At 54.2% G+C, this 26602-nt stretch carries 29 protein-coding genes, 3 tRNA genes and 1 riboswitch; of the genes, 14 read left to right on the forward strand and 18 right to left on the reverse strand.

The window, feature by feature from the left end; translation table 11 throughout:
- Positions 1 to 11: 11 nt before the first annotated feature.
- Complete coding sequence (locus CDH48_RS08410) at positions 12 to 542, reverse strand: isochorismatase family protein (protein ID WP_100688292.1); 531 nt, start codon at positions 540 to 542, stop codon at positions 12 to 14.
- Between the two features lie 224 nt (positions 543 to 766).
- Between CDH48_RS08410 and CDH48_RS08415 the strand changes: the two genes are divergently transcribed.
- Positions 767 to 857 (forward strand) — tRNA-Ser (locus tag CDH48_RS08415).
- 230 nt (positions 858 to 1087) lie between these two features.
- Here CDH48_RS08415 and CDH48_RS08420 read toward each other — a convergent pair.
- Entirely contained in the window at positions 1088 to 1687 is a 600-nt protein-coding gene (locus CDH48_RS08420; protein ID WP_100688293.1) for a DUF938 domain-containing protein, read from the reverse strand.
- Between the two features lie 91 nt (positions 1688 to 1778).
- Here CDH48_RS08420 and CDH48_RS08425 point away from each other — a divergent pair, with 91 nt between their 5' ends.
- Positions 1779 to 2549 (forward strand): fructosamine kinase family protein, encoded by a 771-nt coding sequence (locus CDH48_RS08425; protein ID WP_100688294.1) that lies wholly within the window; start codon positions 1779 to 1781, stop codon positions 2547 to 2549.
- 17 nt (positions 2550 to 2566) lie between these two features.
- Here the strand turns inward: CDH48_RS08425 and CDH48_RS08430 are convergent, their stop codons facing one another.
- Positions 2567 to 3514, reverse strand: a complete 948-nt coding sequence (locus CDH48_RS08430) for an AEC family transporter (protein WP_100688295.1) — start codon at positions 3512 to 3514, stop codon at positions 2567 to 2569.
- Positions 3515 to 3645: 131 nt separating this feature from the next.
- Between CDH48_RS08430 and CDH48_RS08435 the strand changes: the two genes are divergently transcribed.
- Positions 3646 to 4044, forward strand: coding sequence for a DUF1330 domain-containing protein (locus tag CDH48_RS08435; protein ID WP_100688296.1), 399 nt, complete (start codon positions 3646 to 3648; stop codon positions 4042 to 4044).
- Positions 4045 to 4061: 17 nt separating this feature from the next.
- Here the strand turns inward: CDH48_RS08435 and CDH48_RS08440 are convergent, their stop codons facing one another.
- Together CDH48_RS08440 and CDH48_RS08445 are read right to left on the reverse strand one after the other, a co-directional pair.
- Positions 4062 to 4412: a branched-chain amino acid transporter permease gene (locus CDH48_RS08440; protein ID WP_100688297.1), complete on the reverse strand. Its 351-nt coding sequence runs from the start codon at positions 4410 to 4412 to the stop codon at positions 4062 to 4064.
- On the reverse strand, positions 4405 to 5109 hold the full coding sequence (locus tag CDH48_RS08445; RefSeq protein ID WP_100688298.1) for an AzlC family ABC transporter permease: 705 nt from the start codon (positions 5107 to 5109) through the stop codon (positions 4405 to 4407). The genes CDH48_RS08440 and CDH48_RS08445 overlap by 8 nt, the downstream gene beginning before the upstream one ends.
- 120 nt (positions 5110 to 5229) lie before the next feature.
- Here CDH48_RS08445 and CDH48_RS08450 point away from each other — a divergent pair, with 120 nt between their 5' ends.
- The 4 genes from CDH48_RS08450 to pgsA all read left to right on the forward strand — a co-directional run bounded on the left by CDH48_RS08450 (position 5230) and on the right by pgsA (position 8644).
- Positions 5230 to 5481 carry a hypothetical protein gene (locus tag CDH48_RS08450; RefSeq protein WP_100688299.1) on the forward strand — a complete coding sequence of 84 codons (252 nt, stop codon included), beginning with the start codon at positions 5230 to 5232 and terminating at the stop codon, positions 5479 to 5481.
- A gap of 98 nt (positions 5482 to 5579) precedes the next feature.
- On the forward strand, positions 5580 to 6239 hold the full coding sequence (gene uvrY, locus CDH48_RS08455; RefSeq protein WP_100688300.1) for a UvrY/SirA/GacA family response regulator transcription factor: 660 nt from the start codon (positions 5580 to 5582) through the stop codon (positions 6237 to 6239).
- Positions 6223 to 8085: an excinuclease ABC subunit UvrC gene (gene uvrC, locus CDH48_RS08460; RefSeq protein WP_100688301.1), complete on the forward strand. Its 1863-nt coding sequence runs from the start codon at positions 6223 to 6225 to the stop codon at positions 8083 to 8085. The genes uvrY and uvrC overlap by 17 nt, the downstream gene beginning before the upstream one ends.
- A 7-nt stretch (positions 8086 to 8092) precedes the next feature.
- A complete protein-coding gene (gene pgsA / locus CDH48_RS08465) occupies positions 8093 to 8644 on the forward strand; it encodes a CDP-diacylglycerol--glycerol-3-phosphate 3-phosphatidyltransferase (RefSeq protein ID WP_100688302.1) in 552 nt (183 codons plus the stop codon).
- On the opposite strand, the gene CDH48_RS08470 is transcribed toward pgsA, so the two are convergent.
- From CDH48_RS08470 to thiB, 7 genes are all read right to left on the reverse strand, one after another.
- Positions 8599 to 9267 (reverse strand): ABC-type transport auxiliary lipoprotein family protein, encoded by a 669-nt coding sequence (locus tag CDH48_RS08470; protein ID WP_100688303.1) that lies wholly within the window; start codon positions 9265 to 9267, stop codon positions 8599 to 8601. The genes pgsA and CDH48_RS08470 overlap by 46 nt on opposite strands.
- Entirely contained in the window at positions 9264 to 10202 is a 939-nt protein-coding gene (locus CDH48_RS08475) for an MlaD family protein (protein ID WP_100688304.1), read from the reverse strand. Before CDH48_RS08475 ends, CDH48_RS08470 begins: the two co-directional genes overlap by 4 nt.
- Positions 10203 to 10208: 6 nt before the next feature.
- Complete coding sequence (locus tag CDH48_RS08480; protein ID WP_100688305.1) at positions 10209 to 11036, reverse strand: ABC transporter ATP-binding protein; 828 nt, start codon at positions 11034 to 11036, stop codon at positions 10209 to 10211.
- A 3-nt stretch (positions 11037 to 11039) separates the two neighbouring features.
- Positions 11040 to 12155: an ABC transporter permease gene (locus CDH48_RS08485; protein ID WP_100688306.1), complete on the reverse strand. Its 1116-nt coding sequence runs from the start codon at positions 12153 to 12155 to the stop codon at positions 11040 to 11042.
- 103 nt (positions 12156 to 12258) lie between these two features.
- Positions 12259 to 12873, reverse strand: a complete 615-nt coding sequence (locus tag CDH48_RS08490) for a thiamine ABC transporter ATP-binding protein (RefSeq protein ID WP_100688307.1) — start codon at positions 12871 to 12873, stop codon at positions 12259 to 12261.
- Entirely contained in the window at positions 12866 to 14572 is a 1707-nt protein-coding gene (gene thiP / locus CDH48_RS08495) for a thiamine/thiamine pyrophosphate ABC transporter permease (protein WP_319826652.1), read from the reverse strand. Before thiP ends, CDH48_RS08490 begins: the two co-directional genes overlap by 8 nt.
- A gap of 9 nt (positions 14573 to 14581) precedes the next feature.
- Entirely contained in the window at positions 14582 to 15586 is a 1005-nt protein-coding gene (gene thiB, locus CDH48_RS08500) for a thiamine ABC transporter substrate binding subunit (RefSeq protein WP_100688348.1), read from the reverse strand.
- Positions 15587 to 15654: 68 nt separating this feature from the next.
- Positions 15655 to 15752: riboswitch (TPP riboswitch) on the reverse strand.
- A 78-nt stretch (positions 15753 to 15830) separates the two neighbouring features.
- Between thiB and CDH48_RS08505 the strand changes: the two genes are divergently transcribed.
- From CDH48_RS08505 to CDH48_RS08520, 4 genes are all read left to right on the forward strand, one after another.
- Positions 15831 to 16964, forward strand: a complete 1134-nt coding sequence (locus CDH48_RS08505) for a metallophosphoesterase (RefSeq protein ID WP_100688308.1) — start codon at positions 15831 to 15833, stop codon at positions 16962 to 16964.
- The gene (locus CDH48_RS08510) at positions 16961 to 19606 is read left to right on the forward strand and encodes an AAA family ATPase (protein WP_100688309.1); all 2646 of its coding nucleotides are present in this window, start codon (positions 16961 to 16963) and stop codon (positions 19604 to 19606) included. Before CDH48_RS08505 ends, CDH48_RS08510 begins: the two co-directional genes overlap by 4 nt.
- Before the next feature lie 113 nt (positions 19607 to 19719).
- A tRNA-Gly gene (locus CDH48_RS08515) sits at positions 19720 to 19795 on the forward strand.
- Positions 19796 to 19858: 63 nt separating this feature from the next.
- Positions 19859 to 19932 (forward strand) — tRNA-Cys (locus tag CDH48_RS08520).
- A 123-nt stretch (positions 19933 to 20055) separates the two neighbouring features.
- On the opposite strand, the gene CDH48_RS08525 is transcribed toward CDH48_RS08520, so the two are convergent.
- The 5 genes from CDH48_RS08525 to CDH48_RS08550 all read right to left on the reverse strand — a co-directional run bounded on the left by CDH48_RS08525 (position 20056) and on the right by CDH48_RS08550 (position 23822).
- Positions 20056 to 21336 (reverse strand): site-specific integrase, encoded by a 1281-nt coding sequence (locus CDH48_RS08525; RefSeq protein ID WP_227521012.1) that lies wholly within the window; start codon positions 21334 to 21336, stop codon positions 20056 to 20058.
- A gap of 3 nt (positions 21337 to 21339) precedes the next feature.
- On the reverse strand, positions 21340 to 21606 hold the full coding sequence (locus tag CDH48_RS08530; RefSeq protein WP_100688310.1) for a hypothetical protein: 267 nt from the start codon (positions 21604 to 21606) through the stop codon (positions 21340 to 21342).
- Between the two features lie 761 nt (positions 21607 to 22367).
- On the reverse strand, positions 22368 to 22580 hold the full coding sequence (locus tag CDH48_RS08540) for a hypothetical protein (RefSeq protein ID WP_100688312.1): 213 nt from the start codon (positions 22578 to 22580) through the stop codon (positions 22368 to 22370).
- 154 nt (positions 22581 to 22734) lie between these two features.
- The gene (locus CDH48_RS08545; RefSeq protein ID WP_100688313.1) at positions 22735 to 23247 is read right to left on the reverse strand and encodes a hypothetical protein; all 513 of its coding nucleotides are present in this window, start codon (positions 23245 to 23247) and stop codon (positions 22735 to 22737) included.
- Positions 23248 to 23402: 155 nt separating this feature from the next.
- Positions 23403 to 23822 carry a hypothetical protein gene (locus CDH48_RS08550; RefSeq protein WP_100688314.1) on the reverse strand — a complete coding sequence of 140 codons (420 nt, stop codon included), beginning with the start codon at positions 23820 to 23822 and terminating at the stop codon, positions 23403 to 23405.
- Between the two features lie 138 nt (positions 23823 to 23960).
- On the opposite strand from CDH48_RS08550, the gene CDH48_RS08555 reads away from it, so the two are divergent.
- From CDH48_RS08555 to CDH48_RS08565, 3 genes are all read left to right on the forward strand, one after another.
- Positions 23961 to 24221, forward strand: a complete 261-nt coding sequence (locus tag CDH48_RS08555; protein WP_100688315.1) for a hypothetical protein — start codon at positions 23961 to 23963, stop codon at positions 24219 to 24221.
- Between the two features lie 191 nt (positions 24222 to 24412).
- Positions 24413 to 24637, forward strand: a complete 225-nt coding sequence (locus CDH48_RS08560) for a hypothetical protein (RefSeq protein WP_100688316.1) — start codon at positions 24413 to 24415, stop codon at positions 24635 to 24637.
- A gap of 54 nt (positions 24638 to 24691) precedes the next feature.
- Complete coding sequence (locus CDH48_RS08565; protein WP_100688317.1) at positions 24692 to 25687, forward strand: helix-turn-helix transcriptional regulator; 996 nt, start codon at positions 24692 to 24694, stop codon at positions 25685 to 25687.
- A 101-nt stretch (positions 25688 to 25788) separates the two neighbouring features.
- Here CDH48_RS08565 and CDH48_RS08570 read toward each other — a convergent pair whose 3' ends face one another.
- Positions 25789 to 26445 carry a hypothetical protein gene (locus tag CDH48_RS08570; RefSeq protein WP_100688318.1) on the reverse strand — a complete coding sequence of 219 codons (657 nt, stop codon included), beginning with the start codon at positions 26443 to 26445 and terminating at the stop codon, positions 25789 to 25791.
- Positions 26446 to 26602: the final 157 nt, after the last annotated feature.

The following is a 26602-nucleotide window of genomic DNA, read 5'->3' on the forward strand; positions in this document are numbered from 1 at the left end:
CAGAATCGCCACTACTTTATCAGCTTCTGAACATCCCGAAACGCCGGGTGGGTGCAGTGACGCATCCACTCAAACGCCACCATCTCCGTAGTAACGATGCGGGCGCCGCTCTCACTGAGCCGGTCCAGGGCAACGTCGCGATCGAATTCATTCCGTGACCCTGTTGCATCTGCCACCACCCAAACCTTATAGCCGGCATCAATAAGGCTGAGAGCTGTCTGCATCATGCATACATGAGTCTCGCAGCCACCGATAACTATATGCTGCCGCCCTTCCGGCAGATTCTCTACCAGCCCATCCGAACAAGCGTCGAAATGATGCTTGCTCAGTGTCTGGTGGCAAAGCTCTTTCACCGCCTCCACATTTGGCCCCAGTTTTTCCGGCAGTTGCTCGGTGGCGAGCACCGGAATGTCCAGTAGCCCGGCAATCGTTGCAAGGGTAACGCATTGATTGATTACATCCTGCCCATGGGTAATTGCAGGCATCAGCTTTTCCTGAACGTCGATCAGAACCAGGGTCGATTGTTCGGATTTCATCAGCATTGCCAGTCTCCAAACGTTGATAACACTGAACAAATGAGAAGTGCCATGGTACTCGTAATGCCAGGGCACGTGTAATGAAAGTGGCGAGCACCATAAAACCATTATCGGCATAAAGTGAAAATTTTGCCGGGATTTACAGCGCAGGAGTTGCCAAGCGCCCCCAAAACCATTAAAGTTTGCGCCCTCAAATGAGCGACGACATAGCTGATTTGAAACAGGTTATTGGAGAGGTGGCCGAGTGGCTGAAGGCGCACGCCTGGAAAGTGTGTATACGTTAATAGCGTATCGAGGGTTCGAATCCCTCCCTCTCCGCCAATACAAAACCCCGGCAACGCTGGGGTTTTTTATTGGCCGAAGGACAGGGTAGAAAGAACCCTCGCGGGTTCGACCGCAGGCTGCGAAGCAGCCGGAGGAACGTCGGAGCCACGCGACGACGGCCCCGAAGGGGAGAGGTCCGCAGGGCCGAATAATCCCTCCCTCTCCGCCAATACAAAACCCCGGCAACGCTGGGGTTTTTTATTGGCCGAATCGACTCCCATACCCGTCTACACTTTTCTCCAGACCAGTAGCCGGTTATTCGCGGGCATATCAAAGTCCGACTCCAGGGCTAAACCATTTTCACTGGCGATGCGTTTGAGGTCGTCCATATCCCGGATTCCCATCACAGGGTTCTGTTGCCTCAAAGAGGCATCAAACTGCTGATTGCTTGCGCTGGTGAATCTTCCGCCGTAATTAAATGGTCCGTAAAGGCAGAAGGCGTCTCCCTTCGTGAGATGGGCGGCCACGCCCCTAAACATGGCCTCTACTTCGTGCCACGACATGATGTGGGCGGTGTTGGCAGAGAATACGCCATTAATCGGTGGAATCTGCCAGGAGTCGGCACTGACATCCAGGGGCAACGGGCTACTGATGTTTGGCAGGTTTGCCTCTGCAAGCCACGGCTTGCACAACTGGTAGTTGCGCGGATGGTCGCTGGGCTGCCACTTAAGGTGCGGGAGGCTGCCGGCAAAATGCACTGCGTGTTGCCCGGTGCCTGTGCCGATCTCGAGAACAGTTCCGGGGTTGATGAACACCGCGGAGAGCTTTTCAAGAATGACCTGCTTATTATTCTCGCAGGCTTGAGAAAACGGTTTTCCTTCAGTCATTGGTGGCCCTGATTTGTCGCTGAATGCTCGAGATGCCAAGATGTTCGAATCTAACGTTTGGCAGCGAGCGTGTCCAAGGAGAATTGCGATTATGTCTGGCGTATTCAGAAAGCGTAACGAAACAGGGTACGCAAATGCGCTGATCTGTGAAGCAGAGGGCCTGGAAAGCCTGAGGGAAGCTCTTCGCGATGCAGGCGTATCCGGCATTCGGATTCCCGAGGTGCTCAGTGTCGGCGAATCCGAAATGGAAATCGAGGCTATTGCCTCCCGCTCCCCAACCGCTGCCTCACTTGAAGAGCTGGGTGAGGGCCTTGCGCAAATGCACAGGGTTCCGAAGCCGCAGTATGGTTGGGCCAGCGACAATTTCATAGGGCTCTCGCCACAACCGAATCACTGGTCGGCAACCTGGGGTGAGTTTTTCGTGAGGGATCGCCTTGAATATCAGGTGTCCGGGATCCGGGAGCCTGCTATACGCGAAAAATTCAGTGAGGTGCTGAGGCATCACGGAGAGCGCCTGGCTGACTGGCTGGACGAACACAGCACTCACGCAAGCCTTCTGCACGGAGATCTCTGGAGTGGCAATGTACTGTTCGACGCAGAGCATCCCTGGCTTATCGACCCGGCAGTATATTGCGGTGGCCGGGAAGCCGATCTGGCGATGACGGAAATGTTTGGTGGATTTGGCCGGGCATTCTATCAAGCCTATGACCGGGTTTATCTGCGTTCATCCGTTTACGAGCAGAAACGGGATATCTATAACCTCTACCATTACCTGAACCACTACAACCTGTTCGGATCCGGTTATCTGGATGGGTGCAAGCGCGGTTTTTCAAGGCTGAAGCGAATTACAGAGAGCCCCTGAGGGGTGGATGGCCGGGCTCAGATAATCCCCGCGCCTTTCAGGACAAATACCCCCAAGGTTATGGTGACGCTCGCCATCAGGGTTGTAATGGCAATGATGTTCGCCGCCAGCCGGTCGTTTCCTCCGAGCGCTTTTGCCATCACAAAACTCGCAGCCGCGGTAGGGCTGGCGAAGAACAGGAACATCAGCCCCAGCTCGGGGCCTGAGAAGCCCAAGGCCCACGCTGTAGCGGTGCACAGTATCGGCAGGACTACCATTTTCATCAACGCAGAGCTGAACGCTGTTGAACTGTTGCGGCGAAGCGCGCTGAAGGAAACCGTTGCACCTATACACAGCAAAGCCAGTGGCAGCGTGAGAGACGCAAAGTAATCACCACTGGTCAGCACCCATTCAGGTAACTGCAGATCAAGCCATGCCACCGGTATGGCCGCAAACACGGAGAGTATCAGGGGATTGCGCAGTATGTCCCTGAGGATGTGGCGCCATTCCGGGGTTGCTCCCGCCTGGTAGGTGGTAAGCACAATGACTGAAAGTGCGTTGTAGGAGAGAATGACCAACCCCAGCAGAATGCTGCCCGCCGAAAGCCCGAAGTCGCCGTAAAGGTTTGCGGCCAGGGCCAGGCCGACAATGCCGCAGTTTCCCCGAAAGGCTCCCTGCACATAAACACCACGATCTTCGTGAACAACCCGCCAGCGCGCCCACAGCCAGGCCAGTGCGAAACTGGCGAGTGTCGCAAACAGATAGAACACCAGAAGGCCGGGATTCAGGGCGGTGCTGAGATCGGCTTTTATGATGCTGAGGAAAACCAGTGTGGGCAGTGTTGCTTTGAAAACCAGTGCTGAAGCGGTATGAACAAACCTGTCGTCTATCCAGCCGATCCGTCGAAGCCCGAGCCCGATAAACACCATGGCAAAAACCGGGAGAGTAGTTTCCAGTGTTTGTTGAAAAAGGCTGATCAAATCCATTCAGGTTGGCCAGTGGGCTGGGGAATGAGGGCCATATCATAGATCTGACGGAAAGGTAATGAAATGGTTTGCTGCAAGCCATGGTGGGTGGGCTATAGTGATGCGAAACATAACCGTGCAAGAGAGTTCCCATGAAGGCCGTTAACCCCACACCGGAGCAGCTGAAGCAGGTTTTGGCGGACACTCCCAAAGACCAGCCTGTGGTAATGCTCAACCTGCTAAGGTTTCGCGACAAAGCGAATTATGACAATGAGCCCGGCGAACGCAGCGGGCGGGAAGCTTATCAGCTGTATATGCGCGAGGCGGCGGCTTGTGTAAGCGCTGTGGGTGCCGAAGTCATATGGTCCGGTCGCAGCGTTGGTTCGTTGATTGCTCCACCAGATGAATCCTGGGATCAGGTTCTGCTTGTGCGCTACCCCTCAATTGATGCGTTTATGGCGATGATTGAAAGCCCGGAGTATAAAGGCGTAGTAAAGCACCGCACCGCAGCTTTGAGTGATTCGAGGCTGGTGGCCAATCTGGAAGCTTAACGCTGATGCAACGCGTTTCAGCCCGCGAGCCCGGATTCCAATATGCCGGTCTGGCGTATCAGCATGTAGGCCGCAGTGCCTGCCGCGATGGAAAGCAGGGCATTTCGGCGCCAAAGATGAATGATAACAACAAGCACACCCGCAAAAACGGCATCAAAGCCGGGTAAAGGTGCAGACCAATCCGCCGAGCGCTGCAAAAACACCGTGGCCAGCAAGGCCATAACCGCCGCTGGCAGGTAACGCCCCAGATGTTTGACGAGCGGGTGTTCGGTATGACGCTCGAAAAACAGGAAAGGAATAATCCTGGTGGCAAAGGTTGCAACGGCGGCCACAGCAATGAAGGCAAAAAGGTAAGCAGTATCAGACACGGCTGCTCTCCTCCGCAGCGGTCCTTGCCCGCAAGTTACGGTACTGCAGCAAGAGCACAGCAGTCACTATCGCGATGGCGCCGATCAGTTGGTGAGCCGGCGGGAGCAATACCATTGCAACACCCGCAGCCGCTGCGCCGGCCCAGACCGGGAAGGCGTCCCCCAGGGCTTTGAGCTGTTCGATTGTGAGCACTATAAACAGCGCCACAAGTGCAAATTCGATTCCCGTGCTGTCGAAAGCCACGCTGCGACCCAGAAGCGCGCCCAGAGTGCAACCAATCACCCAGTAAAACTGGTTGAAGGCCGTAATACGAAAATCAACATCCAGTTCGTGCATGGTGTCCTGTGAGCGCGACCGGCTGGTCAGCAGCGAGTAGGTCTCGTCAGTAAGGCCAAAAATCAGGTAGAGCTTGCGCCAGCCTGCACCCCGGAATTGCCCCAGTAACGACAGGCCATAGAACAGGTGCCGCGCATTAAGAACAAACATGGCAATGAACACCTCCAGCAACCCGGCACTGGCCGCCAGCAGACTGACGGCCAGAATCTGCCCGGCTCCCGCATAGATCAACACACCCATCAGAGGTGCCGCCCACCACGCGTAGTCAAGCTGGGTGGTGAACAGCACCCCGAAGGCCATGCCGAGCGGAAGGTAGCCGAACAGAATCGGAAGTGTGAGACGAAATACCCGGGAGTTCATTAGCATCCAAACGTTATGGAAACCGGAGGATAATAGAGAATCGGGGCGGATTTTGAAAGTGGGTGAGGGTTCTCCTTTCGGAGCATAATCCTTAAGATGAGGGGGTCCAGAGGAGATGTTATGAATGACGAGACCGCGCACAGGCCGCAGCCGGATCCCAGGGAAGAAAAGTTCATTGTGGATAAGGCGCTTTTGACGGAAGAACAACTGACAGGCCTGGCAGAAGAGTACTGCACCCGTTATCACGGCCTGAATGACACTGAAAACCCGTTGGCCGAACGCAGCCGTGTTCTGGCGGCCGTCAGTCGTGGCGATCTGGTGGTCTGGTTCGACCCGGTGGAGAACACCGCGGGTCTTGGTGTACCGGAGTAATTGTTAACCTCTCGGTGTATTTCGGTTTGCACCTACCCGGCGGCGCTTGTAAACGGTACAATCTCGCTGATTTCCGAAAGCGGTGTGCGAGGTGAATTTTGATCAGGGTATTGGTTGTAGATGACCATGAGCTGGTTCGTTCCGGGATAACCCGGATGCTCGCGGACAATCCCGATATTGATGTGATTGGCCAGTCATCGTCTGGTGAGGGCGCAATTGAGTTTGTACGTAAACAGCGCCCGGATATCGTACTCATGGATATCCGGATGCCAGGTATTGGAGGCCTGGAAGCCACGCGTCGCATTCTGAGAATTGACGACACCATTCGTGTGATCGTGGTAACAGCCTGCGCCGACGACCCATATCCTGCCCGGGTCATGCAAAGCGGAGCCACGGCCTATATCACCAAAGGTGCCGATATCCGGGAGATGGTTCGTGCCATTCGCATGGCCCATTCGGGGCAGCGCTACATCAGCCCGGAAATTGCCCAGAAAATGGCATTGAAGCAACTGGGTGGCGACAAGGAAGAGGAGGGCGAATTATCGTTGTTTGACCGCCTTTCCGAACGGGAAATGCAGATCGCCCTGATGGTGGTGGACTGCCAGAAAGTGCAGGACATTTCGGACAAGCTATGCCTCAGCCCGAAAACCGTGAACAGCTACCGCTACCGGATTTTTGAAAAGCTGGAGATCTCCAGCGATGTTGAACTGGCCCTGATGGCAGTGCGGCTCGGGTTACTCGATGCCCATAAGGTCTGATGTCCCCGGCACAAGCGGCGGGGAGTTCGACAGCAAATACTTCCTGAAACAGCTTACCGAGCGGCCCGGCGTCTACCGAATGTACGACGAAGGCGGCTCTGTGTTGTACGTGGGCAAAGCAGGAAACCTGAAAAAACGGGTCAGCAGCTATTTCCGCAAGACCGGCCTGGCGCCAAAAACAGAAGCTCTGGTCGCAAAGATTGCTTCCATTGAAGTGACCATTACCGGCAGTGAAACCGAAGCGTTGCTGCTTGAACAGAATCTCATCAAGTCTCTGCGCCCGCCCTACAACATCCTGCTCCGGGACGACAAATCCTATCCTTATATTTACCTGTCATCCCACAGTGATTACCCGTCGCTGACCTTTCGGCGTGGGCGTACAAAAAAGGGGGGAGGTACCTGGTACGGGCCCTTCCCGAGTTCCGGTGCGGTCAAGGAAAGTCTTAATGTTTTACAGAAGGTATTCCGTATAAGATCCTGTAGTGAAAGCTATTTCAGAAACCGGACCCGCCCGTGCCTGCAGTACCAGATCAACCGCTGTACAGCACCGTGCGTCGGCTTCATCTCGCCTGAAGATTACCTGCAGGATATCCGCCACGCCACCATGTTTCTGGAGGGCAAGAACCCGGCGATCATCCGAAATCTTATGGATGCCATGGAAGCCGCTGCCAGGAACCTGGAATTCGAAAAGGCCGCCGCTTACCGGGACCAGATAAATCACCTGCGCCACGTGCAGGAGCAACAAGCGGTTGATGGCGGAGGTGGTGACGCAGATGTCATTGCGATTGCCCAGGATGCCGGAATCGTCTGCATCGTGGTTATTATTGTGCGTGGTGGCAGGGTTTTGGGAACCAAGGATTATTTTCCCCGGTATTCCCTTGAGCAATCCGAGGGTGAACTGCTTAGCGCGTTTCTGGGGCAATACTATTTTGGTGGCAACACGCGGCGCGAGATCCCGCGCGACGTGCTGGTGCCCGTTGCGGTTGAGGGTCAGGAGCTGCTGGCCCAGGCGCTGTCCGATGCCGCAAACCGTGAGACCCGCATACGCGGGAATGTGCGTGGGGAGCGCCGCCGCTGGTTGGAGCTGGCCATGACCAATGCCCGGCAGACCCTGCTTACCCATCTTGCCAGCAAGGAAACCGTCTATCGTCGTTTACTGGCACTAAGGGACATGCTGGAGCTTGCGGAAACGCCGTCTCGGATGGAGTGTTTCGACATCAGTCATAGCCACGGTGAAAATACCGTCGCATCCTGCGTCGTTTTCGATGAGAATGGGCCCCTGAAAAGTGATTACCGGCTGTATAATATCGAGGGTGTGACCGCCGGCGATGATTATGGCGCCATGCGCCAGGTGCTGACACGCAGATACCGCCGGATGGTTGCAGGCGAGGGTAAGCGCCCTGATCTGGTGTTTATCGACGGTGGTAAGGGGCAGTTGAACATTGCCCGGGAAGTGTTTGACGAACTTGGAATTTCTGACATTCCACTGATCGGCATCGCCAAGGGCGTAACCCGACGTGCGGGCATGGAACAATTGATTGACGCCATGACAGGCGATGTTTTCCGGGTTCCTGCCGATTCACCGGCCTTGCATCTGATTCAGCACATAAGGGATGAATCCCACCGCTTTGCCATTACCGGGCACCGTAAAGGCCGCGACCGCAAGCGCCGTCAGTCTACTCTTGAAGGCATTGAGGGCATCGGCCCCAAGCGCCGGCGGGAGCTGATCCGGTATTTTGGTGGCATACAGGAACTACGCAAAGCCAGTATTGATGAAATGGCCAAGGTTCAGGGCATCAGCAAATTACTGGCTGAAAACATATACGCAGCACTGCACGATGAGTAATAACTGTATGAATTTACCCAACCTGCTCACACTCTCCCGCATCATTATGATTCCGGTTTTTGTGGTGGTTTTTTACCTTCCTGTGCAGTGGAGCTATTTGGCCAGTGCTGCCATTTTCGCCATAGCTGCTTTGACGGACTGGCTGGACGGGTATCTTGCCCGTAAACTTGACCAGAGCACACCCTTTGGTGCGTTTCTCGACCCGGTTGCCGACAAACTCATGGTGGCGGTTGCCCTGGCGCTATTGATTCAGGAATATTCGGCCATTCTGCTTACCATACCGGCAACGGTGATCATCGGTCGGGAAATCGTTATTTCGGCATTGCGGGAGTGGATGGCAGAAATCGGCAGCCGGGCAAGTGTTGCGGTGTCGTACATCGGCAAGATCAAAACCACGGCGCAAATGGCCGCCATCGTAGGTCTGCTGGCGTTTCCTCCGGGGCAGTTGCTGTCCCAGCTCGCCGTGGCACTGTTATACGTTGCTGCAGTACTCACCCTCTGGTCCATGGGGCTTTACATCAAGGCAGCCTGGCCAGACCTGTTCCCGGGCAAGGGCTGAGCAGGGAGTGGTGCGCACGCCGTGGCCCAGTCAATAACTTCTTCAGCGAGTTGTTTCCCCGTGGCGCCGAAGGCCTGAACTACGGATTCTATACCGGCGTCTTTTGCAGGCGAGGAGACAATAAAGCTGTTGGCGCAAAGAGTTGCCCGCGAGCGGTTATCAATCAGTTGTGCATAGATGGCAACGGTGGAACGGGTGCTGGCGCCCTGGCTGAGCGTGTGGAACGCGGTAATTTCCGTAGCCAGGGTGAGATCCGTATTGCCAGGGCCCGTATCCATGGTCACATCATGAAAGCTGGAGCTTTCCCTGAATGCGCCCACCAGCATGTCCCTGAGGATGACCGGGGCTGTATCGCGCCACCTTACACCGCCATACACACGGAACTCCCACGGCTCAGGCTTGGCCAGAATGTGAGTGCTGTTGAATGGCTCTGAGGCAAAGGGCGTGTCAATCCGAAGGCTTTGTGGCCGGCTGTTGTCACTGGTTTGCCGTGTATGGGGCACCGGAAAATCCATTACCCTTGGGGCTTCGGGTAGCGGAAAAACCGAACAGGCTGCCATCAACCCCGACACAACCAGCACCGGGACCACAGCCCTGAAAGTCCTTGCAGGGGTTCTGGTCACTGAGATACCTCCTTGATTGTAGGGCCGCCCCAGATGGTTCGCGTTGGGTCTTGTTCCAGGCGACGGGTAAACTGGTTCAGATTTCTGAGGGTGTTGCGCAATTCTCGCAGGGCCGGTGCCAGCTCGGCCATACCCTGAAGGCCGGAATCGAGCGCGCCTTCGTTTACTTTGGTTAGCCGGTCAATGCGGGTTGCTGTTTCCTGGACCCTTTCCAGAGACGCATTCATGCTGGTCAGCACTGACTTTCCTTCGGTTTGGAGCAGGACATTGACGTTATCCGAGACCGCAGCCACCCTCGAGGCTGCTTCGGCAGTGCGCCTGGCTGCGTCATCCATGCGTAGGAACAGTGCCATGAGCTGGTCACGGCTGCCCAGCAGGGAGTCGCTTGCTTCTTTGGCGTTGCGGAGAATGGCGGTCAGGTTTTCCGTATTTTCTTCGGAGAGCAGGTTGTTTGCGGTGGTGAGCAGGGTTTCCGCTTTTGTCAGCAGTGCTTCGCCATTGGTAAGCAGGCTATTAAAAGCAGAAGGCTCGGCGGTAATCAGCGCCGGATCCTCTCTGGTGCCTTTCAGTATCGGGCTGTCTTTACTGCCACCACTGAGCTGGACACTCATGCTACCGGTAATATTGGTCAGCACCATTCCGGCACGGGTGTTTTCCCGTACCGGAACATTCTCCTCCACGCGCACCAGCACGCGTACATGGCCGGGATTGTCCTGGTCCAGCCTGAGATCGAGTACATTGCCGACTTCAATGCCGCTGTAAAGAACCGGATTGCCCTTGGCGAGACCGCTCACCGCGTGACCAAACAGAATTTCGTAATAGGCCCACTCGCGATCAGCCGACGACTTGGCGAGCCACAGCGCAAATATTAATGCTGCAGCGGTAGCGATCAGCGTAAACAAACCAATGATCAGGTGATGTGCTTTCGGTTCCATAAACTCCTACTCCCGTGAGCGGTTCTTTTCCTGAGCTCCGGATGCGTAACTGGCGGCTCGCCCGCGCGGGCCCTGAAAATAGTCCTGAATCCACGGGTCATCTGTGGTTGCTACGGTTTCAATCCGGTCTGCAACCAGAACTTTCTTCTGAGACAGAACCGCGACGCGGTCGCAGGTTGTGTACAGCGTATCCAGATCGTGGGTGACCAGGAATACGGTCAACCCCAGTGCATCCCGAAGAGTAACAATAAGCCTGTCAAAGGCCGCTGCGCCAATCGGGTCGAGGCCGGCGGTCGGTTCGTCCAGAAACAGAACTTCAGGATCCATTGCAAGCGCCCGCGCCAGAGCCGCACGCTTGACCATACCACCGGATAGTTCTGACGGGTACTTGAGCGCGGAATCAGCCGGCAGGCCGGCCAGCGCCAGTTTCATGCGGGCAAGGTCTTCTGCGTCCGGGCGCGGCAGACCGCAATGCTCAATCAGGGGCAGCGCAATATTCTGCAGCACGTTCAGCGAACTGAACAGGGCGCCGCGCTGGAACAGAATGCCAAACCGTTGCTCAACGTCTGAGCGCTCGCCAGCACCAAGTTTATCCAGGTCTTTTCCGAATACCCGTATATGACCCTGCGACGGCTTGAGAAGGCCGACAATGCTCCTGAGCAAGACGGATTTCCCGGTTCCGGAACCACCAACAACGCCAAGGATCTCGCCTTTGAACAGGTCGAGATCAAGGTTGTGATGGACCACATGGTTTCCAAAGCGGTTATCAAGATCCCTAACTTCGATGACGGGCGCTGGCTTGGTTCCGGTGTTTTGGGTTATTGGGTTTTCCATAGGTTACCAGCCCATTTCCATAAAGAAGAGAGCTGCTATGGCATCCAGAAGAATAACCATGAAAATGGACTGGACCACGCTGGATGTTGTGTGTGTGCCAACCGACTGGGCGCTTCCACCCACCTTGAACCCTTCCAGGCAGCCGATGGCTGCTATCAGGAACGCAAAAACGGGAGCTTTCGACATACCCACAAGGAAGTGTTTGAGCGCGATATCCCTTTCCACAATTGCCATGAATTGCGCTGGTGATATATCCAGGGCAATCGCGCAGACCAGCCCGCCGCCTACCAGGCCTGCAAGCATGCCTACAAAGGTAAGAATTGGCAGGCTCACCATCATCGCCAGCACTCTGGGAATAACCAGCAGTTCAACCGGGTCCAGCCCCAGTGTGCGGATGGCGTCCAGTTCTTCATTCACTTTCATGGCGCCAATCTGCGCGGTAAAGGCGCTGGCGGTGCGGCCCGCAAGCAAAATTGCGGCAAGCAGTACACCAAACTCCCGTAAAAACGAAAAGGCCACAAGATTGACCGTGTAAATGGTCGCGCCAAAGTCTTGCAGAACCGTGGCACCCAGGAAGGCCACAACCGCGCCCACCAGAAAGGTGAGCAGCGCAACGATGGGGAGCGCGTTGAGCCCGGTGTTCTGTATTGCGGCTATAAACGGTGTAACACGCCAGCGCCTGGGTCTGGGCAAGACAACAAACAGTGTTGCGATAATCTGGCCGATAAATCCGGCAAGCAGGTAGGAGAGGTGCCAGATTGCCTCAACCTTCTTGCCGGTTTCCGTCAGGAAGTGTGCAACGGGCGCCAGACCTTCCGGTTCGGGAGCCGGTGTGTCGCGCATGGCCTCTGCCACCGCGTGAAGCAGTGCGCGTTGCTCGCGGGGGAGCGTGCCTTCCTGTTCCGCCAACGCGCCAAGTATTCCTGGCCCCAGCAGGGTTGCCAGGAGCGAGGCGCCGGCTGTATCAACCCGCCCCAGTTTTTTCAGCTCAATGTTTTCGGCGCTCCACTGCTCGCCGGAATAAGCCTCAACATTCCGTTTAAGCGCTTGATAATCAGCCAGGGTCCAGTCCCCCTGGATAGTCAGGGTGTCGCCCTGCGTTGTCAGGGAATCTGTCACACGGCGATTCGATGATGAGTTTTCAGTTTTGCCAGCACTCGTACTTCTGGGCACGGGTTCAGAAATCCAAAGGTTGGGTTGTCCGGTTTGTTAGCTTACTAGCTTAGAGTCTGTAGACGCTATCTGCCAGTATGCGGCGGTCTTCTTTATCATGGCTGGCCAGTATAATAATCGTACCCCGGCTTTTTTGCTCCAATAGAAGCTGCCTGAGAAGATCCCGCGCTTCACTATCGAGCCCGGTGAGTGGCTCGTCCAGAAGTAGTACGGGCTGTTGGCGAAGAATCGCACGCAACAGTGCAACACGCTGTCGTTGCCCGCCCGAAAGATCTCCGGGCAATCGCTTGCCCAAACCGCCCAGGCCGACACTTTGCAACCCGTTTTCGATTGCCTGCTGGTCATCCGGCAAGAGTTTGAGGCCGGGGTGTATGCCCAGGCCAATGTTGGTCTGCACATCAAGATGCTCGAACAGGTTGTGCTCCTGGAAGACACTGGTCATCGGCCGTTGCCATGGAGGCAGACTGAGGATACTTCTGTCTTGCCAAAGGATATCGCCGGATTGTGGCTCAAGAAAACCGGCCAGCAGGTTCATCACCGTCGATTTGCCCGACCCGCTGGCACCGTGTACGGCAATGCACTGCCCCGGGGAAACAGTAAAATTGAAAACCCAGGGGGTATCCTGGCCAGGATAGGCAAAAACCAGGTTTTTCACCTCAAGCATGTTCCGGCTCCGGTGCGGTGCTGAGAGAGTGAGCGAACGGGCGGCCTCTGAACAGCGGTGAACCCAGCCGGTTAAACAGCCCGAAAAGCGATAGTAAAAGCAGTACCAACCACAAACCGGTTGCTGCGGCGGCATCAATACGATAGCTGCCCAGTTGCTGGTAGAGCAGCACTGGCAGGGTAGGCTCCCCCGGGCTTCCGAACAGGGCAATTACCCCGAAATCGCCCAGTGACAATCCCGTGCCATAGGCCATGGCCAGGGCCAGTGGCTTGCGCAGCCTTGGCCAGTGCAGCCAGCGCCAGCGATACCAGCCCAGAATACCAAGCTGATCAGCTTGTTGCCGGCTGGCTGCATCGAGGCTGGCCAACGGGCCTCTGAGCATCTGCAACACAAAGGGCAATGCCATCATGGCATTGATAAGCGTGACCAGTACCAGCCCCTGGCTGGAGTTGCCAAGGCTTGGCCTGAACAGTAAAAACAGCCCGGTGCCCAAAACCAGTGGTGGCACCATAAGCGGCAGGTAGGCCGCCACATTGGTAAGCCGTGTGATTGCCTTGTTGGGCGCACTGCTGCCACATGCCAGAATCAGCAAGGCTGCGCTCACCGACATCAGCCCGGCAGGCAGAGCGATGGCGAGGCTTCTGGCTGTGGCATCAAGCAAAGCGGGGGCTGCAACAAATGAACCCTCCGGAAAAAATGCTGAACCCATCCCTGGCAAGCCCCTGATAAAAACAGCAACCAGAGGCATCGCCAGAAAAAGCACGAACAGCACGATAAAAAAGCCGTCTGCCAGGCGCGCTCCGATGGAGCTGCCGGTTTTGCTTTTGTGTGAGGCAACCCGCCTGTCCGGAAGTAGTGACGCGGTAAGCCCCTGGCGGGCGGCCAGCCACCAGAGAAACCCACAGATAATCAGTTGCACCATGGCCAGCAGGGCGGCCTGGCCTGCATCAAACTCGAACCTGAGGGACTGATAAATGGCGACCTCAATTGTGGTGGCTGCAGGCCCTCCGCCAAGGGTCATTACAATGGCAAAACTGGTAAAACACAGGGTGAAAACGAGTGCCGCCAGGCCGGGCAATACAGGTTTGACTGCCGGCCACTCTACGGCACGCCAATACCACCTGCGGCCAAGCCCGAGTTGCGCTGCAACCCGGTGCTGGGAGGCTGGTACACCTTCGATGGCCTGTAGAAGAATCCGCGCAGCCAGAGGCGCATTGAAAAACACGTGTGCGAGCACGATGCCGTTAATGCCGTAGAGATTCCAGGATGCGCCGACCAGATCGTTGGCTAATACGGTGAGCCATCCCTGGCGCCCGTAAACGCTCACCAGGCCGGATACCGCAACAATCGAGGGAAGAACCAGGCTCAGCTCCATTACCCGCAGCAACAATCCACGGCCGGGAAATACCGGTTGTCGCGCCAGAATCCTGGCCATCGGGATGGCCACAAGCAGGCTGAGTGCCACGGAGAGAAACGCCTGCCAGGCGGTAAACGTTACGACCGTGCGCAGGTACCGGTTGTTCCAGAGCTGAGCCACATCCGGTAATGAGGCTTCCAGAATCAGAGCTCCAAGCCCGGCTATGGCCAGAACCACCAGAGCACTCGCCATGGTCAATCCGGGCCACAGCTGCCAGGCGGGGTGGCCAAATGGCGCAGAATAGAGTCGGGAGTGCCGTTGCTGGCGCATGGGGTTATTCATATGCTTCGATTAACGCGTCATGGCATCCAGCCATTCGTTCAGCCACTGGCGCCGGTTATTGGTCACTGTCTCAGGCTCGAAATAACGTGCTTCCGGGGGTTGAATCAAATGATTGAACACATCCGGCAGCTCGTCCCCAAGATCTATGGCGGGGTACATCACATTTTTCAGGGGAATGTGGCGCTGAAAGCCCGGGGTCAGCATGAATTCGAGAAACTCCCGCGCGAGTTCTTTCTGAGCCGAGGATGCAACCAGGGCAGCGACTTCAACCTGCAGGTAATGGCCTTCCTCAAATTCAGCGGCCTGGTAACGATCGGTGTTATCCATCGCCATGTGGTATGCCGGGGAGGTACTGTAGGAAAGGATCATCGGCGCCTCACCGTTCATGAACAGTGAGAAATAGCCATCACTCCAGCTTTTGGTGGTTGTGAGGATTTTGCCTTTGAGCTGCTGCCATTTTTCGGGGGCCCGGTCGCCGTACACATGGCGCATCCAGAGCAACAAGCCGAGGCCGGGGGTGCTGGTTCTCGGGTCCTGGATAATGATTTTCAGGTCATCAGGCGCCGCAATCAGCGCTGCCAGGCTTGCCGGCGGGTTGGGCAGTTGTTCGGTATCGTAAACAAATGCAAAGTAGCCCCAGTCGTAAGGCACAAAAACCGGATCCTGCCAGTTGATGGGCAAATCCAGGGGTGAGAGGTCTGTCTTGTGGTTGCCCAGCAAACCCGTTTGGCGGGAGGTTTCCATCGTGCCTGTATCCAGGCCAAGTACCAGATCGGCCTGGGTACTTTTGCCTTCAAGGCGCAAACGCTGAAGAATGTCACCGCCGCTGTCCAGCACAACGTAGTTGATCGTGCAGTTACAGGTCTGCTCGAAGGCCTCCTTGACAGCTGGCCCCGGACCCCATTCGGCTGCAAAAGAAGGGTGGGTATAAATTGTGAGGGCCGGTGTTTGCTGAGCCATGGCCGACGCAGAAGCCAGAGCAAGCAGGCCCAGTGTGAATGCCCGGATGAGCATGGTGTTGTAACCTCCGCAACAGAAAAGGGGGAGCCATTCCAGGGCAGCCATGTCGCGGGCCCCGCCAACGCGGGCGAGTGCTCAATCCCTTCGCCGGTATAATCCGGATCAGGTTCCGCGGGTATGGTCTCAGCCCGGCATTTGCCTGGCACCCCGTTGAGTTGAATAAAGTGTAACATGCGGGCGGTCGGTAAGGATAAAAAGGGTAAAAGGGTAATAAGGCTAAGAAGCAAGGAGAAGGCAGGTGCCGAGATTTTTGCACACAGCGGACTGGCAGATGGGCCGCACCTACAGCAGGTTCGATACGGAAGACAGCGCTGCGCTTGTTGAAGCCCGCTATGAGGCCATAGAACGCCTGGCCGCGCTGGCTACGGAACATCAGTGTGATGCCGTGCTGGTGGCTGGCGATGTGTTCGATGCACAAACCGTCGCTGATCGCACAATCCGGCGGGTTTTCAATGCCACGAAAGGTTTTTCCGGCCCCTGGATCATGCTGCCTGGTAACCATGATGCGGCGCTGGCAGAGAGTGTCTGGACCCGGGCAAAACGGCTTGATGCCGTTCCGGATAATGTACATCTGCTGCTTGAGCCCGGTGTTATCCGGTTACCGGAGCAGGGCATGGCAGTGCTGGCCGCCCCTTTAACCCAGCGCCACACCTACGGTGACCTGACTGCGCCTTTCAACCAGATGGAAACCCCGCCCGGCTTGCTTCGCATCGGCCTGGCTCATGGTAGCGTGCAGGGCGTACTGCCTGAAGATATTGATTCCACGAATCCCATTGCGCCAGACAGAGCCGCCACTGCGAAACTGGATTACCTTGCCCTGGGTGACTGGCATGGCACCAAACAAATCAATGAGCGTACCTGGTACAGCGGAACACCGGAACCGGAGCGCTTTCGCAATAACGAGGCCGGCTACGTATTGATTGTTGATATCGACACACCGGGCGCGACACCGCAGATTTCCCGCCATAAGACGGCCCGTTATCAATGGCACCAGTGGCAGGAGAGCTTTTCGGTGCCTTCCGATGTGGATGATCTGCTCAATCGCATTAACCAACTGCCTGAGGCCTCGGTGCTGGATATTAAACTGAGCGGCACTCTCACGCTGGCGGGGGACCAGAAACTGACTGAGGCCCTGGCCATCGCCGAGGCGCGATTCCGAAGTGTGACCTGCGACCGCAGCAAACTGCAGCTTGAACCCACCGAGGACGACATTGCCGAACTGCAGGCAGACGGCTATCTGGGGGAAGTGGTTCAACAGTTGCGGGAAACCCAGCAGGTCAGCGAAAAAGATGATGAGGCAGCAACAGCCCGGGACGCGCTGGCCATACTTGCAAGCCTGCTCAAGTCAAAACATGCGGGGGCTGCCCAATGAAACTCCAACGTTTACGGGTTGAGCAGTTTCGTCAGTTCAGGCAAGGCCTGGAGCTGGATAGCCTGAAACCGGGTATCAACCTGATCCACGGCCCCAACGAATCCGGCAAGAGCACCCTGGTACGGGCCATTCGGGCTGCCTTTTTCGAACGTTACCGGTCGAAATCTGCAGAAGACCTGGCGCCCTGGGGTGACTCATCCGCCGCACCAACAGTTGAGTTGGTATTTGAGCACAATGGCCAGCGCTGGCAACTGGACAAACGCTTCCTCAAACGCCATCGCTGTGATCTGTTGATTGATAGCGCATCATTCAGCGGCGAGGAAGCGGAAGAAAAGCTTGCAGAATTGCTGGGTTATCAGTTCCCCAAAAAAGGCGCGAGTAAAGAAGAACACTGGGGCATTCCGGGTTTGCTCTGGGTTGAACAGGGCACCGGACAGGATATTGAAAAGGCGGTTCTGCACGCCGGCGGCCACCTGAAATCCGCCTTGAACAGTCTGGTGGGTGAAGTCGCCAGCAGTGGTGGAGATGAAATTATTCAAGCGGTGGAACAACAACGCAAGGAATTGCTGACGTCCACTGGCCGCCCGAGAGGCGATTACCTTGATCTCGCAAATGCCCGGCATACATTGCAGGAGCAGGTTGCGGAGCTGCAATCCCGTGTCGAGCAATACAAGGCGCAGGTTGATCGCCTGGGCAGTCTTGCCGCGGAGCACGAACAGGCAAACCGGGACAGGCCCTGGGAAGAAGCCAGGCGCGGTATGCTGCGGGCGGAAGAAAAATACCGGGAAGTTGAGGCGCTGCAGGAAAAGCAGGCCCGGGGACAGGACGCCCTCAAACAGTTACAGCAAAATCTCGCCTTGCTGCAACAGAGCCGGGCGCATTGGCAAAACCAGAACGAACAACTTGAGTTGCGTTACCAGACTTATAAAAAGGCTAAAAAACAACTGGAGCAGGAAGAGCTCGCCAGCCCCGAATTGGCGAAAACTGTTGAGGCTGCCCGCAACCAGTACCAACAGGCTGCTGATGCGGTGCAACAAGCCCACCTAAGAGATAAGCGGGAGCGCCTGCAGAAGGACTGCGCGAGGCTGGAAGCAGAACTCTCCAAACTGAAACAAAGCCAGGAAAAAGCTCGGGAAATTCAGGCGTCACTGGAATCCTTCCGCAAGATAAAAAGTGATAATATCATTGATGTCAATGTATTACGTAAACTAAAACAGAATCAACGTGAACTCGATGATGCAAATATACGCATCCAGACCATTGCAACCCGCGTTACCTGGAATCTAAACCCCGGCAAAGACCTGACATTGAATGGGGAGAGCATTGAGGGGCATGGTGAAAAGCTGCTGTTGGAACCCGGTCTTCTTGAAATCCCGGGCTTCGGCAGCCTGGGCATCCAACCCGGCGGTGACGACCTTGCGAGCCTCCGCCGCCAACTCGAACGCCTGCAGCAAATGGTTTCACAGCAACTGGCCACACTGGCGGTTGAATCCGTTGAGGCAGCTGAACAAAAACTGGCGCGCCTGCAAGAGGCCGAGGCGCAAGTTCAGCGTTTTGATGAGCTTCTGAAATCCCTGGCCCCGAATGGGGCAGATCATCTGAATTCGATGAAGCAGGAAGTTGAAGATGAATTGCAAGCCCGTAGCGCCGAACTTAAGGCTATGGCTGTTGATTGGAATACCGCAGATACCAGGCCGCTCAGCCATGTGGAAGCTGATCTTAAACAGGCAGAGACACGATTAGCCGAAGCAGAATCACGACAGCGTAACCACGAGACCGAATTACTGAAACTCCGGCATACCTGCGACGCCGCTCACCGTGAGTGGCAGCGAATGAAAGACGAGCTGAACAATCCTGAACGCCAGCAGCAGATGGAAAAGCTGACCGGGGATATCACCGCTGTTGAGAAACAGCAGGCAGAACTCGAAACCGCCCTGAAAGAGCGCGAGGCAAGAATCAGCGAAGCGCGCCCGGAGCTATTAAAACAGGACATTGAACGATACAGGGCAACCGCCGAACAACAGGAAAAAGCCCAGCAGAAGCGCGCCCTGGAGTTGAGCGAGATTCGGGCAAAACTGGAAGCCTGGGGTGCGGAAGGGCTAGAAGAACAACACAACGAAAAAGCAGCGGAGCTGGAGCACGTGAGCCGCCGCTATCTTGAACTAGACAGGCGGGCAAAAGCGCTGGATTTACTGCTGAACCTGCTGAAAGAAAAACGCCAGGCACTGACCCGCCGATTGCAGGCACCGCTTCAGAAGCATCTGGACCATTACCTTACCGTGCTGTTCCCCGAGGCCAATCTGGAAGTGGATGAAAACCTGATGCCCGGCAAATTCAGCCGGGGCTCAGAGCTGGGACAGATGGCCGAACTGAGCTTCGGCGCCCGCGAACAGATGGGATTGATCAGCCGCCTCGCCTATGCCGACCTGTTGCAGGAGGCAGGGCGCCCGACGCTGATCATTCTGGATGACACGCTGGTGCACAGTGATGCAGACCGCTTGGAAGGCATGAAGCGGATTCTTTTCGATGCCGCAAACCGGCACCAGATATTGCTGTTTACCTGCCATCCCGAAAAATGGCAGGATCTGGGTGTGGAACCACGGGATCTGAAAGCATTGAAGCTGCAGGGAGATGCTGGTTAAATTTCGTGCACAAATCTTCGTTAAAACAGAAACTTAAAAAAAGGTATTGACGACACCACTGTAATCCGTAGAATACGCATCCGTTGTCGGGGCATTGCTCCGGGAACAAGAAAGCGGGAATAGCTCAGTTGGTAGAGCACAACCTTGCCAAGGTTGGGGTCGCGAGTTCGAATCTCGTTTCCCGCTCCAATTACTCCAAGTCTCTCAATGCCCACCTGAGAGCAAAAAGATCCGATTCCTTCGATCTTTCCAGGCGCGGTGGCAGAGTGGTCATGCAGCGGACTGCAACTCCGTGTACGCCGGTTCGATTCCGACCCGCGCCTCCATTTTTACCTTATATTTCAGTATCTTGAGATTGGCAAATTAGTTAGCTTTTGCACTGAAAAAATACTGAAAACAAAGTGAAAAAATAATCCGTGTTCTCCAGTCAATTTTGAAGGGGCTATCCTTCAGTTAGACCCATCCTTTTTGGCGTTTTCGCGCAGGATTTTGATCGTCGACCTGGCACGCTTCGGCGGCTTCACCAGCCGGTAATGATTCCGCATCGCCTCAGATTCATGCCCACCTTTATCGTTTTCGCCTTGATTGAGGAATTCTTGCGTCAGACCTTTTTTGCGAAGATCTTGAAGACGATAAAGATCACCATATCCAGCCTCTCTGCAAGCCTTGCGCCAGGCACTCTGTAGTGTCCGATGTCGAATATAACTTGCCCTCGACCGCTTATCGAAATACCGTGGGTTGGCAAGAAGGTATGGGCTGATGATTTGCTGGTCTTTTTTGAAATCCAAGAACCATTGCCAGAGCTCCGCTAGCTCCTCGTTCATGTAGAGGTCTATCCCTACCATGGTCTTGTGGCGAGAGAAACGAATCACGCCATAGGCCAGCTCGTCGTCCACCAGCCTTGGTTCCGGAAAGATCTCTCCCTGGCTTTCTTTAATTGTCAGTACGTCAATGGGTTGTTGGCTCATCATGTAGATCAAGTCACAAGCCTTGGCGCGCCAGGTGCCATCCATAATCCTCCGATTATGTTTGTGGATACACAACCGTTCGGTGATTGCCTTGTAGGCATCGTCAGGAACCAAAACCTGTCTTTTGGGGATGACCGCTTTTCGAACATCAACGACCGGGTTTCGCTGGACGATGCCATCATCCACTGCATGCATATACACTCGATTCAGTGTATTTCGTAGTCCATTGTAGTGAGTTGGCTTGGTTAGCCATGGAGAAAGCAGCTTCCGAATTTTCTGTACGGCATCTTGAGCAGAAAGGGGAAACTTGGCATCGTCAGATGCCTCCAGTTGTTGACAGTCTGTCGCGTAATCTCGTCTCGTTGGGAGCGCGATCGGTTGACCCTGGTGAGGCCCGCGAATGGCGAAAACTTTGCATTCTCCCCAGACAACTCTCCCGTCCACAATGGAGTGGCCAAGTACCTCCGTCCTCCATGTGTGCAGATATTCTGACAGCGAGATTTGCCCTGCAGGGTCAAGCGGTACTGACAGCGCCGAGAGACGGTTAGCCAGCTGTTCGCTTCGCCAGTTATGAAGCTCCCGCTCCCATTGCTCATGAATTAATGTCCAGCGCCGAATGGCCATGGAGCGGTTCTTGGTTTCGAGTGTAGAGCGCCTGCCGGTCTTGGGGTGCACGACGAAAAATACGCCGTGTTCGTTAAGATAAAGACCAGGGAAATCCTGCAACCACTCATTGCCAGGTTTGCGTGCGCGTGCTGCCATTAATTAGTACTCCTTTTTAACAAAACGTTTAAGAAATTCACGGTCTTCGTCACAAATATCTGAACGAGCTGCCATGCGGCGTTCCATTTCAGGGATGTAGGTGTCGATGTCAATTTTCCATGCTTTGCCGATCTTGCAAGCCCCTGGAATTTTTGGAGCGCCATTTTCGTCGAATTGAGAACAATGGCGACGAATTGTCGACGGTGCTGGTGGCTGGTCATCACCCTCGAAAACAACATTGATAAATCGATTTATAGAAACAAGACGCATCGGAAATTGTTACCCTCATAATAAAGAGCATTGGGTCCACACAAAGCAGTGGTTAAGGACGTCGATGCTCCAAACACGAATAAATACCTTGAGATAACAATACCTAGATGCAAGTAGAGAAAGTTTCGTGTAATTGACAAAAAATTGGATTTAGACAGCTTGACATGAGGGTTAGGGCAGGTTTGTGGTAGGCACACCGGAGCCACCTAGATGGAGAAGCTGAGTCGTGGTGGCTGGCCATGGCTTCTCCCCGAGACACATATATGTATGAGCCGGTTGCTGCCAAAAATCATTTATTTCTGGTTCTACGACAAGCTTTTATGGTTGTTTGGGCTGTGCCTTGGAAATATTATAAGGTTGCAGGTAGTCGAATTATCATTGTGAAGTTGACTCACAATGAAGTCCGCAGCTCTTTGGCATGCAGCAAGCGAGTTAACGCCAGAAATCAATAAATCATGGTGTTTACAATTTTTAGGATACCTATTTCCAGCTAGCACCATTACCGATATTATGTCTAGTTCTTGAAGCGCAGAAAAACAGATTTCGCTATCGGATGAAATATAGACAGGAAAAGAGGTTCGACCACTTGGCATCGCCTCCAATAGCGCCTTGTGGGCGTTTATCTTTTCAGGCCATAGAATCCTATTCTGATGTTTCTTAATAAATTCTCGCTCAATTATTTCTTTAATATATTTGTTGTCGAATAAAATAGAAAAACCCATCTGGATCATCTCATCACCCATTTTTTATCTAATTCAGGTTCACATCCACTTAAAATCATTGGTCTCAGAGTCTGCCCCTTCAGAGGTGTCAATCCGACCGGGCGTCCAGTGCGATTGTGCTCTAATAAAATCGGATTTTGCGCCACCATCTTTACGTATCAGGACGGATACTTCGACTTCATAGAAGTCTTCGATAGCTTCCGAATTGGCAATTATTTCTTGAATCAGGTTACTAATCTTTTGTGTCGTCATCACCGGGTCCTCTGTTTTTTAGTCGATAATAAAACTACACCAAAAGAGGATTGATGCAAGAAAATAGTTACCAGTGCAGTTGTTGTTTTATGGGGCGAAGAGCAGGAAGGGCCGGCCATAAGCAAAACGCTTGAGGCCGGCTGATTGGAATCGACTACGGATAAGTGATTTTGGTATGAGCTGTATTTATATTAATAGTTACATTAGCTCTTGTTGCAGTTTTTAGGAATTCAAACTCATTTGGAAGCAGTATTGGTGTAGCTACACAGTAATACCGGATCGGCAAGTCTAAAACGCTCTGGCCGGTACTTTCTTGTAAAAGCAGCGCTGAGGCAATTTTTTGTACCACCGGATTATCAACGTAGCATTCATCCTCTCGGCAGCTCTGAAAAAGGTTTTTTTCCGTTTTGCTCAGTGAGTCATAAATCTTGTCGCCATCGAAGACAATGACACCGCAACGTGCCAGTTCTTGAGCTTCCTGCTTATCAAAGCATTGGATGTAAAAGCCAGAAACATTCGCTTGCGTTGCTTGGGGTGAAACGAAAATCACTCGGCCGTCCGCCATACGGTGAATGACTGCCTCTCCGATACTTGGCGTTTCAGCAATGGCTCCGTCATTCGCTTCACGGTGCTCAACGGTCTCGTTAAGAATAGTGAAAATAGACATTGGATTAGATCCTTTATTAAAGTAACACCATCCAATGATATTGAAATGCAACCGCTTCGTGGCGAGTCTAATTTCGCTAAAAATGCAATAAGGCTAAAACTGGTAATTTTTTGAGGTCAGGGGAGCTTGAGAGCCACATTCTATCTGGCGCCGCTTTAATTGTGGTTGAAATCGTCAAAGATGCTATCCATTGAGGATGTTGAGTTGAAGTCGTCATGGCTGCTAAAGTCAAAACCATAGGGATTTCCCCCGACATCAAGCCCACCGATCCCATCACCCTGCATCGGCAGCCCTGTGGCCGGATTAATCTCCCCAGCTGGTGAATAGTTGTCTACTTGGTAGGACATCAAGTCGTCGTCCTCAGATATATAGCAAGCTCCCTCCTGGTCTCTGAGTTGAAGCCCATCGTCAAAGTCGACTTCTCCATCGTGGCTCTCGTCGGAGGCCGTCGGTTCTGTTTGTTCCAGCCAGGCGCTGAATCCGATACCTGCGAGGACACCCACGAAAGTGCCTACCGGCCCTGCGAGATAAAGTCCGGTTACACCGCCCGCAAAGATCATCAGCATGTATGTCATGGTTTTTGCTCCTCATAGTTTTGCCTTGAAACGAATTTACATCAGAAGCACGGAGGAGCAAGCAAATCGCTGATCCAGTTGCTGGCCAACAACGGTGCGCTATGCTGGCGGAGTCAAGGGACTCTACAGGAGCGTGATATGAGGGAGTTGCGTGCTCAGAATCTGATCGACCGGATGCTCAATGCCTTGCTGTTGTATCTGATTGGTATCCTGTTTTGGTCCTGGCTGGGGGAGGTGTCAGGACTACCAATCAGCATCCTCCTGGGAGTGGGTGCGATTTTGATGACTGCGGATCTCAAAGATTTTTCCGGCGATCCTCGTCCGTTTTCGCTCCTGGTAGGAGCAGCTCTTCTTCCGGCATGGCCATTAATTCGGTACTGGCTGAAAGTAATAAGATGACGAGGATTGATCGGGGAGGGTTGAAGAGAAGAGGTTGCACGCCCCCGAAGTGGAGGTTTCTCCGTGACGTGCTGCTGGCGTTATTGGGCACCTCCAGCTGGCCCCTTTGATGGTTTCAATGTACAACAGATTGTCTTGCTAGCAAGCAAAAAGACCTGGTCGAAAGTGTTAGTTTTGGAGGGAGAATTACCGTGGGTAAAAAAATCCGTTTTTGTCTTGAGTTCGATGAGCGTGAACTCGTGGTAGACCTGCTTCAACAAGAAGCAGGCTCTCTTGGTCTTACTCCAGAGCAGTTGATCAAGCGCTTTGTTGTTGATGCGCTGTCAGGTGATGACCGTTCACCGAGCATTCTCGGTGAAACCCTCGAAGACTTTCTCGTCAAAAATGGGGCTATTCGCCCCAGACAAGACGATTGATCCGCGATAGCCTTGTAGTCACTTAAATTTTCATGTTGATAACAAGGGTTTCACATGTCCAATACCGCCGTTCGTTACCTCACGATGCTCAGAATGGTGCCTCGTTTCCCTAAGGCCATAACCACAAGCGAACTGGCGGAGCGCCTGGAGGATCATGGATTTAAGGTGACGATGCGCTCGATACAGCGGGACCTGGAGAAGCTTAGCTCGGACTTTCCGTTGATGGTGGATGAGGGTTCTCGGCCTTACAGGTGGTCTTTCGACCGAAATGCCACCATGGACATTATTCCTGCCCTTGATCTACCCGCCGCGTTAACTTTTGAGCTCGCCAGGGCCTACCTTTCACCCATGTTACCGCCGCGGGCGTTATCTCACCTGAAGCCCCATTTCGATGAAGCCCATAGAACCTTGCTCAGGGAAAAGAACCCTCTCGGTCAATGGCCAAACCGGGTGCGTGTTATCAACCGTGGCTTAGGCGGTGAGAGGCCGGCTATCGATGCGGATGTTCTGGAAACGGTTACTGAAGCCTTGTTACGAGAGTACAAATGCAAGTTGACCTACCAAGCCCGTAAATGGGCAGAGCCTGAGGAAATCGTAGTACATCCATTCGGCCTAATCTTCCGGGACCCGAATGTGTATCTGATTGGCACCATCGAAGGTAGGGAAGGCACGCGCCAAATGGTTCTCCATAGGGCGACCACGGGTGAACTTCTGGAAGAGCCGTCCGACCGCCCTGAGGATTTCGATCTGGATTTGTACATCCGCTCCGGCGCTATGGGCATTCTCAAATCCAATAAGCCGGTGTACCTGAAGTTACGGTGCGACAAACCAGCACTGAATCACCTGATTGAGTCGCCGTTGGGTTTTGATCAGATCACCACGGAGATTGATGACAAGACCTTTGAGATTGGGGTTACGGTAGGGGATACGCAGGACTTGCGGTGGTGGCTGACGGCGCAGGCGATTCATTGCGATATCCTGGAGCCTGAATGGTTAAAGCAAGAAGTAATCTCTACGCTTCAACGCGGTTTGGATCGAATTAAATCCTAAACGGGATGCATCCCAAGAGAGAGCGATGGCCGCTAGTTACCCGAAAAGTCTCGTTGAGAACGCGCCGCGGGTTGGATGGCCCCGCGGCACCTTTTGAATCCTTAACTGGCATTGAACCCTAGGTTAGGGCAGATGAGATGCACCATTTTATCTGACTTCCGGCGGTAGTCGACTCCGGCCCAGACGTAGGCCTTAATCCAGATGGTCATGTCTTGATATTGGAATCGGATGCAGCTCCCGCCATCCAAGTGTTTGCTGGATCTTGGAACGCCTTCCCCTCGCTCAAACACAGTGGCAACAAGCCCGACCCGGTAGTCACGGCCACATTCTTGTTGGTACTTCACAGAGCTAAAGTCTGCGTTGGAAAATTGATAGAGCGCTTGCCGCTCTAAATCCAGCTCGGTCTTTATACCATCTCCGGGAGTAGTATAGGGGTGACTATGATAGTCACCTAAAAACGCAAGTTCAGGGTAGTAAACGGACACGAAATCAGACTTGGCGTCATAGCTTTCTTGCTTGTCAATCACGAACCCTTGACCCCTGTGGGCAGCTGTTGAAACGTCTGCCATCACCACGCGAAAAACCTCCTCACCCAGCCCAGAGGTGCTTCGATAACCCCAGAGGTTGCCGAAGGTCTCAAGGTGTTTTGATTCCTCCTCTGCGTTCGGGTCTCCGTGATGAACGCTATAAGCCTCCAAAGCGGCTGTGACGATGGTGAAGAAGGCTTGGTCTGATATGGAAACAAGGCAGTTAGACATGAGGACCTTAATCAGTAATGAGGGAATAGGAATACTCTTTTATTCGGCTTTTCGGATCAAGTCAGGCAGAGCTGCTGTTTTCATTCAATCGCTGTGTCCCCGGTTCTGCTGCCAGTGCCCAGCAAATCTGATGTGCGACACAACCTGTCGCTCTATG

Origin of the sequence: Marinobacter aromaticivorans (assembly GCF_002806975.1) — a bacterium.
GTDB lineage: Bacteria > Pseudomonadota > Gammaproteobacteria > Pseudomonadales > Oleiphilaceae > Marinobacter > Marinobacter aromaticivorans.

Excerpts from the sequence above, each read along its gene's own strand:
- CDH48_RS08540 (WP_100688312.1), bottom strand. The coding sequence starts at position 22,580 with ATGACGACACAAAAGATTAGTAACCTGATTCAAGAAATAATTGCCAAT.
- CDH48_RS08445 (WP_100688298.1), bottom strand. The coding sequence starts at position 5,109 with ATGAACTCCCGGGTATTTCGTCTCACACTTCCGATTCTGTTCGGCTAC.
- CDH48_RS08570 (WP_100688318.1), bottom strand. The coding sequence starts at position 26,445 with ATGTCTAACTGCCTTGTTTCCATATCAGACCAAGCCTTCTTCACCATC.
- thiP (WP_319826652.1), bottom strand. The coding sequence starts at position 14,572 with ATGAATAACCCCATGCGCCAGCAACGGCACTCCCGACTCTATTCTGCG.
- thiB (WP_100688348.1), bottom strand. The coding sequence starts at position 15,586 with ATGCTCATCCGGGCATTCACACTGGGCCTGCTTGCTCTGGCTTCTGCG.
- CDH48_RS08410 (WP_100688292.1), bottom strand. The coding sequence starts at position 542 with ATGCTGATGAAATCCGAACAATCGACCCTGGTTCTGATCGACGTTCAG.
- CDH48_RS08435 (WP_100688296.1), top strand. The coding sequence starts at position 3,646 with ATGAAGGCCGTTAACCCCACACCGGAGCAGCTGAAGCAGGTTTTGGCG.
- CDH48_RS08550 (WP_100688314.1), bottom strand. The coding sequence starts at position 23,822 with ATGACATACATGCTGATGATCTTTGCGGGCGGTGTAACCGGACTTTAT.
- CDH48_RS08490 (WP_100688307.1), bottom strand. The coding sequence starts at position 12,873 with ATGCTTGAGGTGAAAAACCTGGTTTTTGCCTATCCTGGCCAGGATACC.
- uvrC (WP_100688301.1), top strand. The coding sequence starts at position 6,223 with ATGCCCATAAGGTCTGATGTCCCCGGCACAAGCGGCGGGGAGTTCGAC.
- CDH48_RS08555 (WP_100688315.1), top strand. The coding sequence starts at position 23,961 with ATGAGGGAGTTGCGTGCTCAGAATCTGATCGACCGGATGCTCAATGCC.
- CDH48_RS08475 (WP_100688304.1), bottom strand. The coding sequence starts at position 10,202 with ATGGAACCGAAAGCACATCACCTGATCATTGGTTTGTTTACGCTGATC.
- CDH48_RS08565 (WP_100688317.1), top strand. The coding sequence starts at position 24,692 with ATGTCCAATACCGCCGTTCGTTACCTCACGATGCTCAGAATGGTGCCT.
- CDH48_RS08510 (WP_100688309.1), top strand. The coding sequence starts at position 16,961 with ATGAAACTCCAACGTTTACGGGTTGAGCAGTTTCGTCAGTTCAGGCAA.
- CDH48_RS08480 (WP_100688305.1), bottom strand. The coding sequence starts at position 11,036 with ATGGAAAACCCAATAACCCAAAACACCGGAACCAAGCCAGCGCCCGTC.
- CDH48_RS08530 (WP_100688310.1), bottom strand. The coding sequence starts at position 21,606 with ATGCGTCTTGTTTCTATAAATCGATTTATCAATGTTGTTTTCGAGGGT.
- CDH48_RS08425 (WP_100688294.1), top strand. The coding sequence starts at position 1,779 with ATGTCTGGCGTATTCAGAAAGCGTAACGAAACAGGGTACGCAAATGCG.
- CDH48_RS08430 (WP_100688295.1), bottom strand. The coding sequence starts at position 3,514 with ATGGATTTGATCAGCCTTTTTCAACAAACACTGGAAACTACTCTCCCG.
- CDH48_RS08525 (WP_227521012.1), bottom strand. The coding sequence starts at position 21,336 with ATGGCAGCACGCGCACGCAAACCTGGCAATGAGTGGTTGCAGGATTTC.
- CDH48_RS08545 (WP_100688313.1), bottom strand. The coding sequence starts at position 23,247 with ATGTCTATTTTCACTATTCTTAACGAGACCGTTGAGCACCGTGAAGCG.
- pgsA (WP_100688302.1), top strand. The coding sequence starts at position 8,093 with ATGAATTTACCCAACCTGCTCACACTCTCCCGCATCATTATGATTCCG.
- CDH48_RS08420 (WP_100688293.1), bottom strand. The coding sequence starts at position 1,687 with ATGACTGAAGGAAAACCGTTTTCTCAAGCCTGCGAGAATAATAAGCAG.
- CDH48_RS08450 (WP_100688299.1), top strand. The coding sequence starts at position 5,230 with ATGAATGACGAGACCGCGCACAGGCCGCAGCCGGATCCCAGGGAAGAA.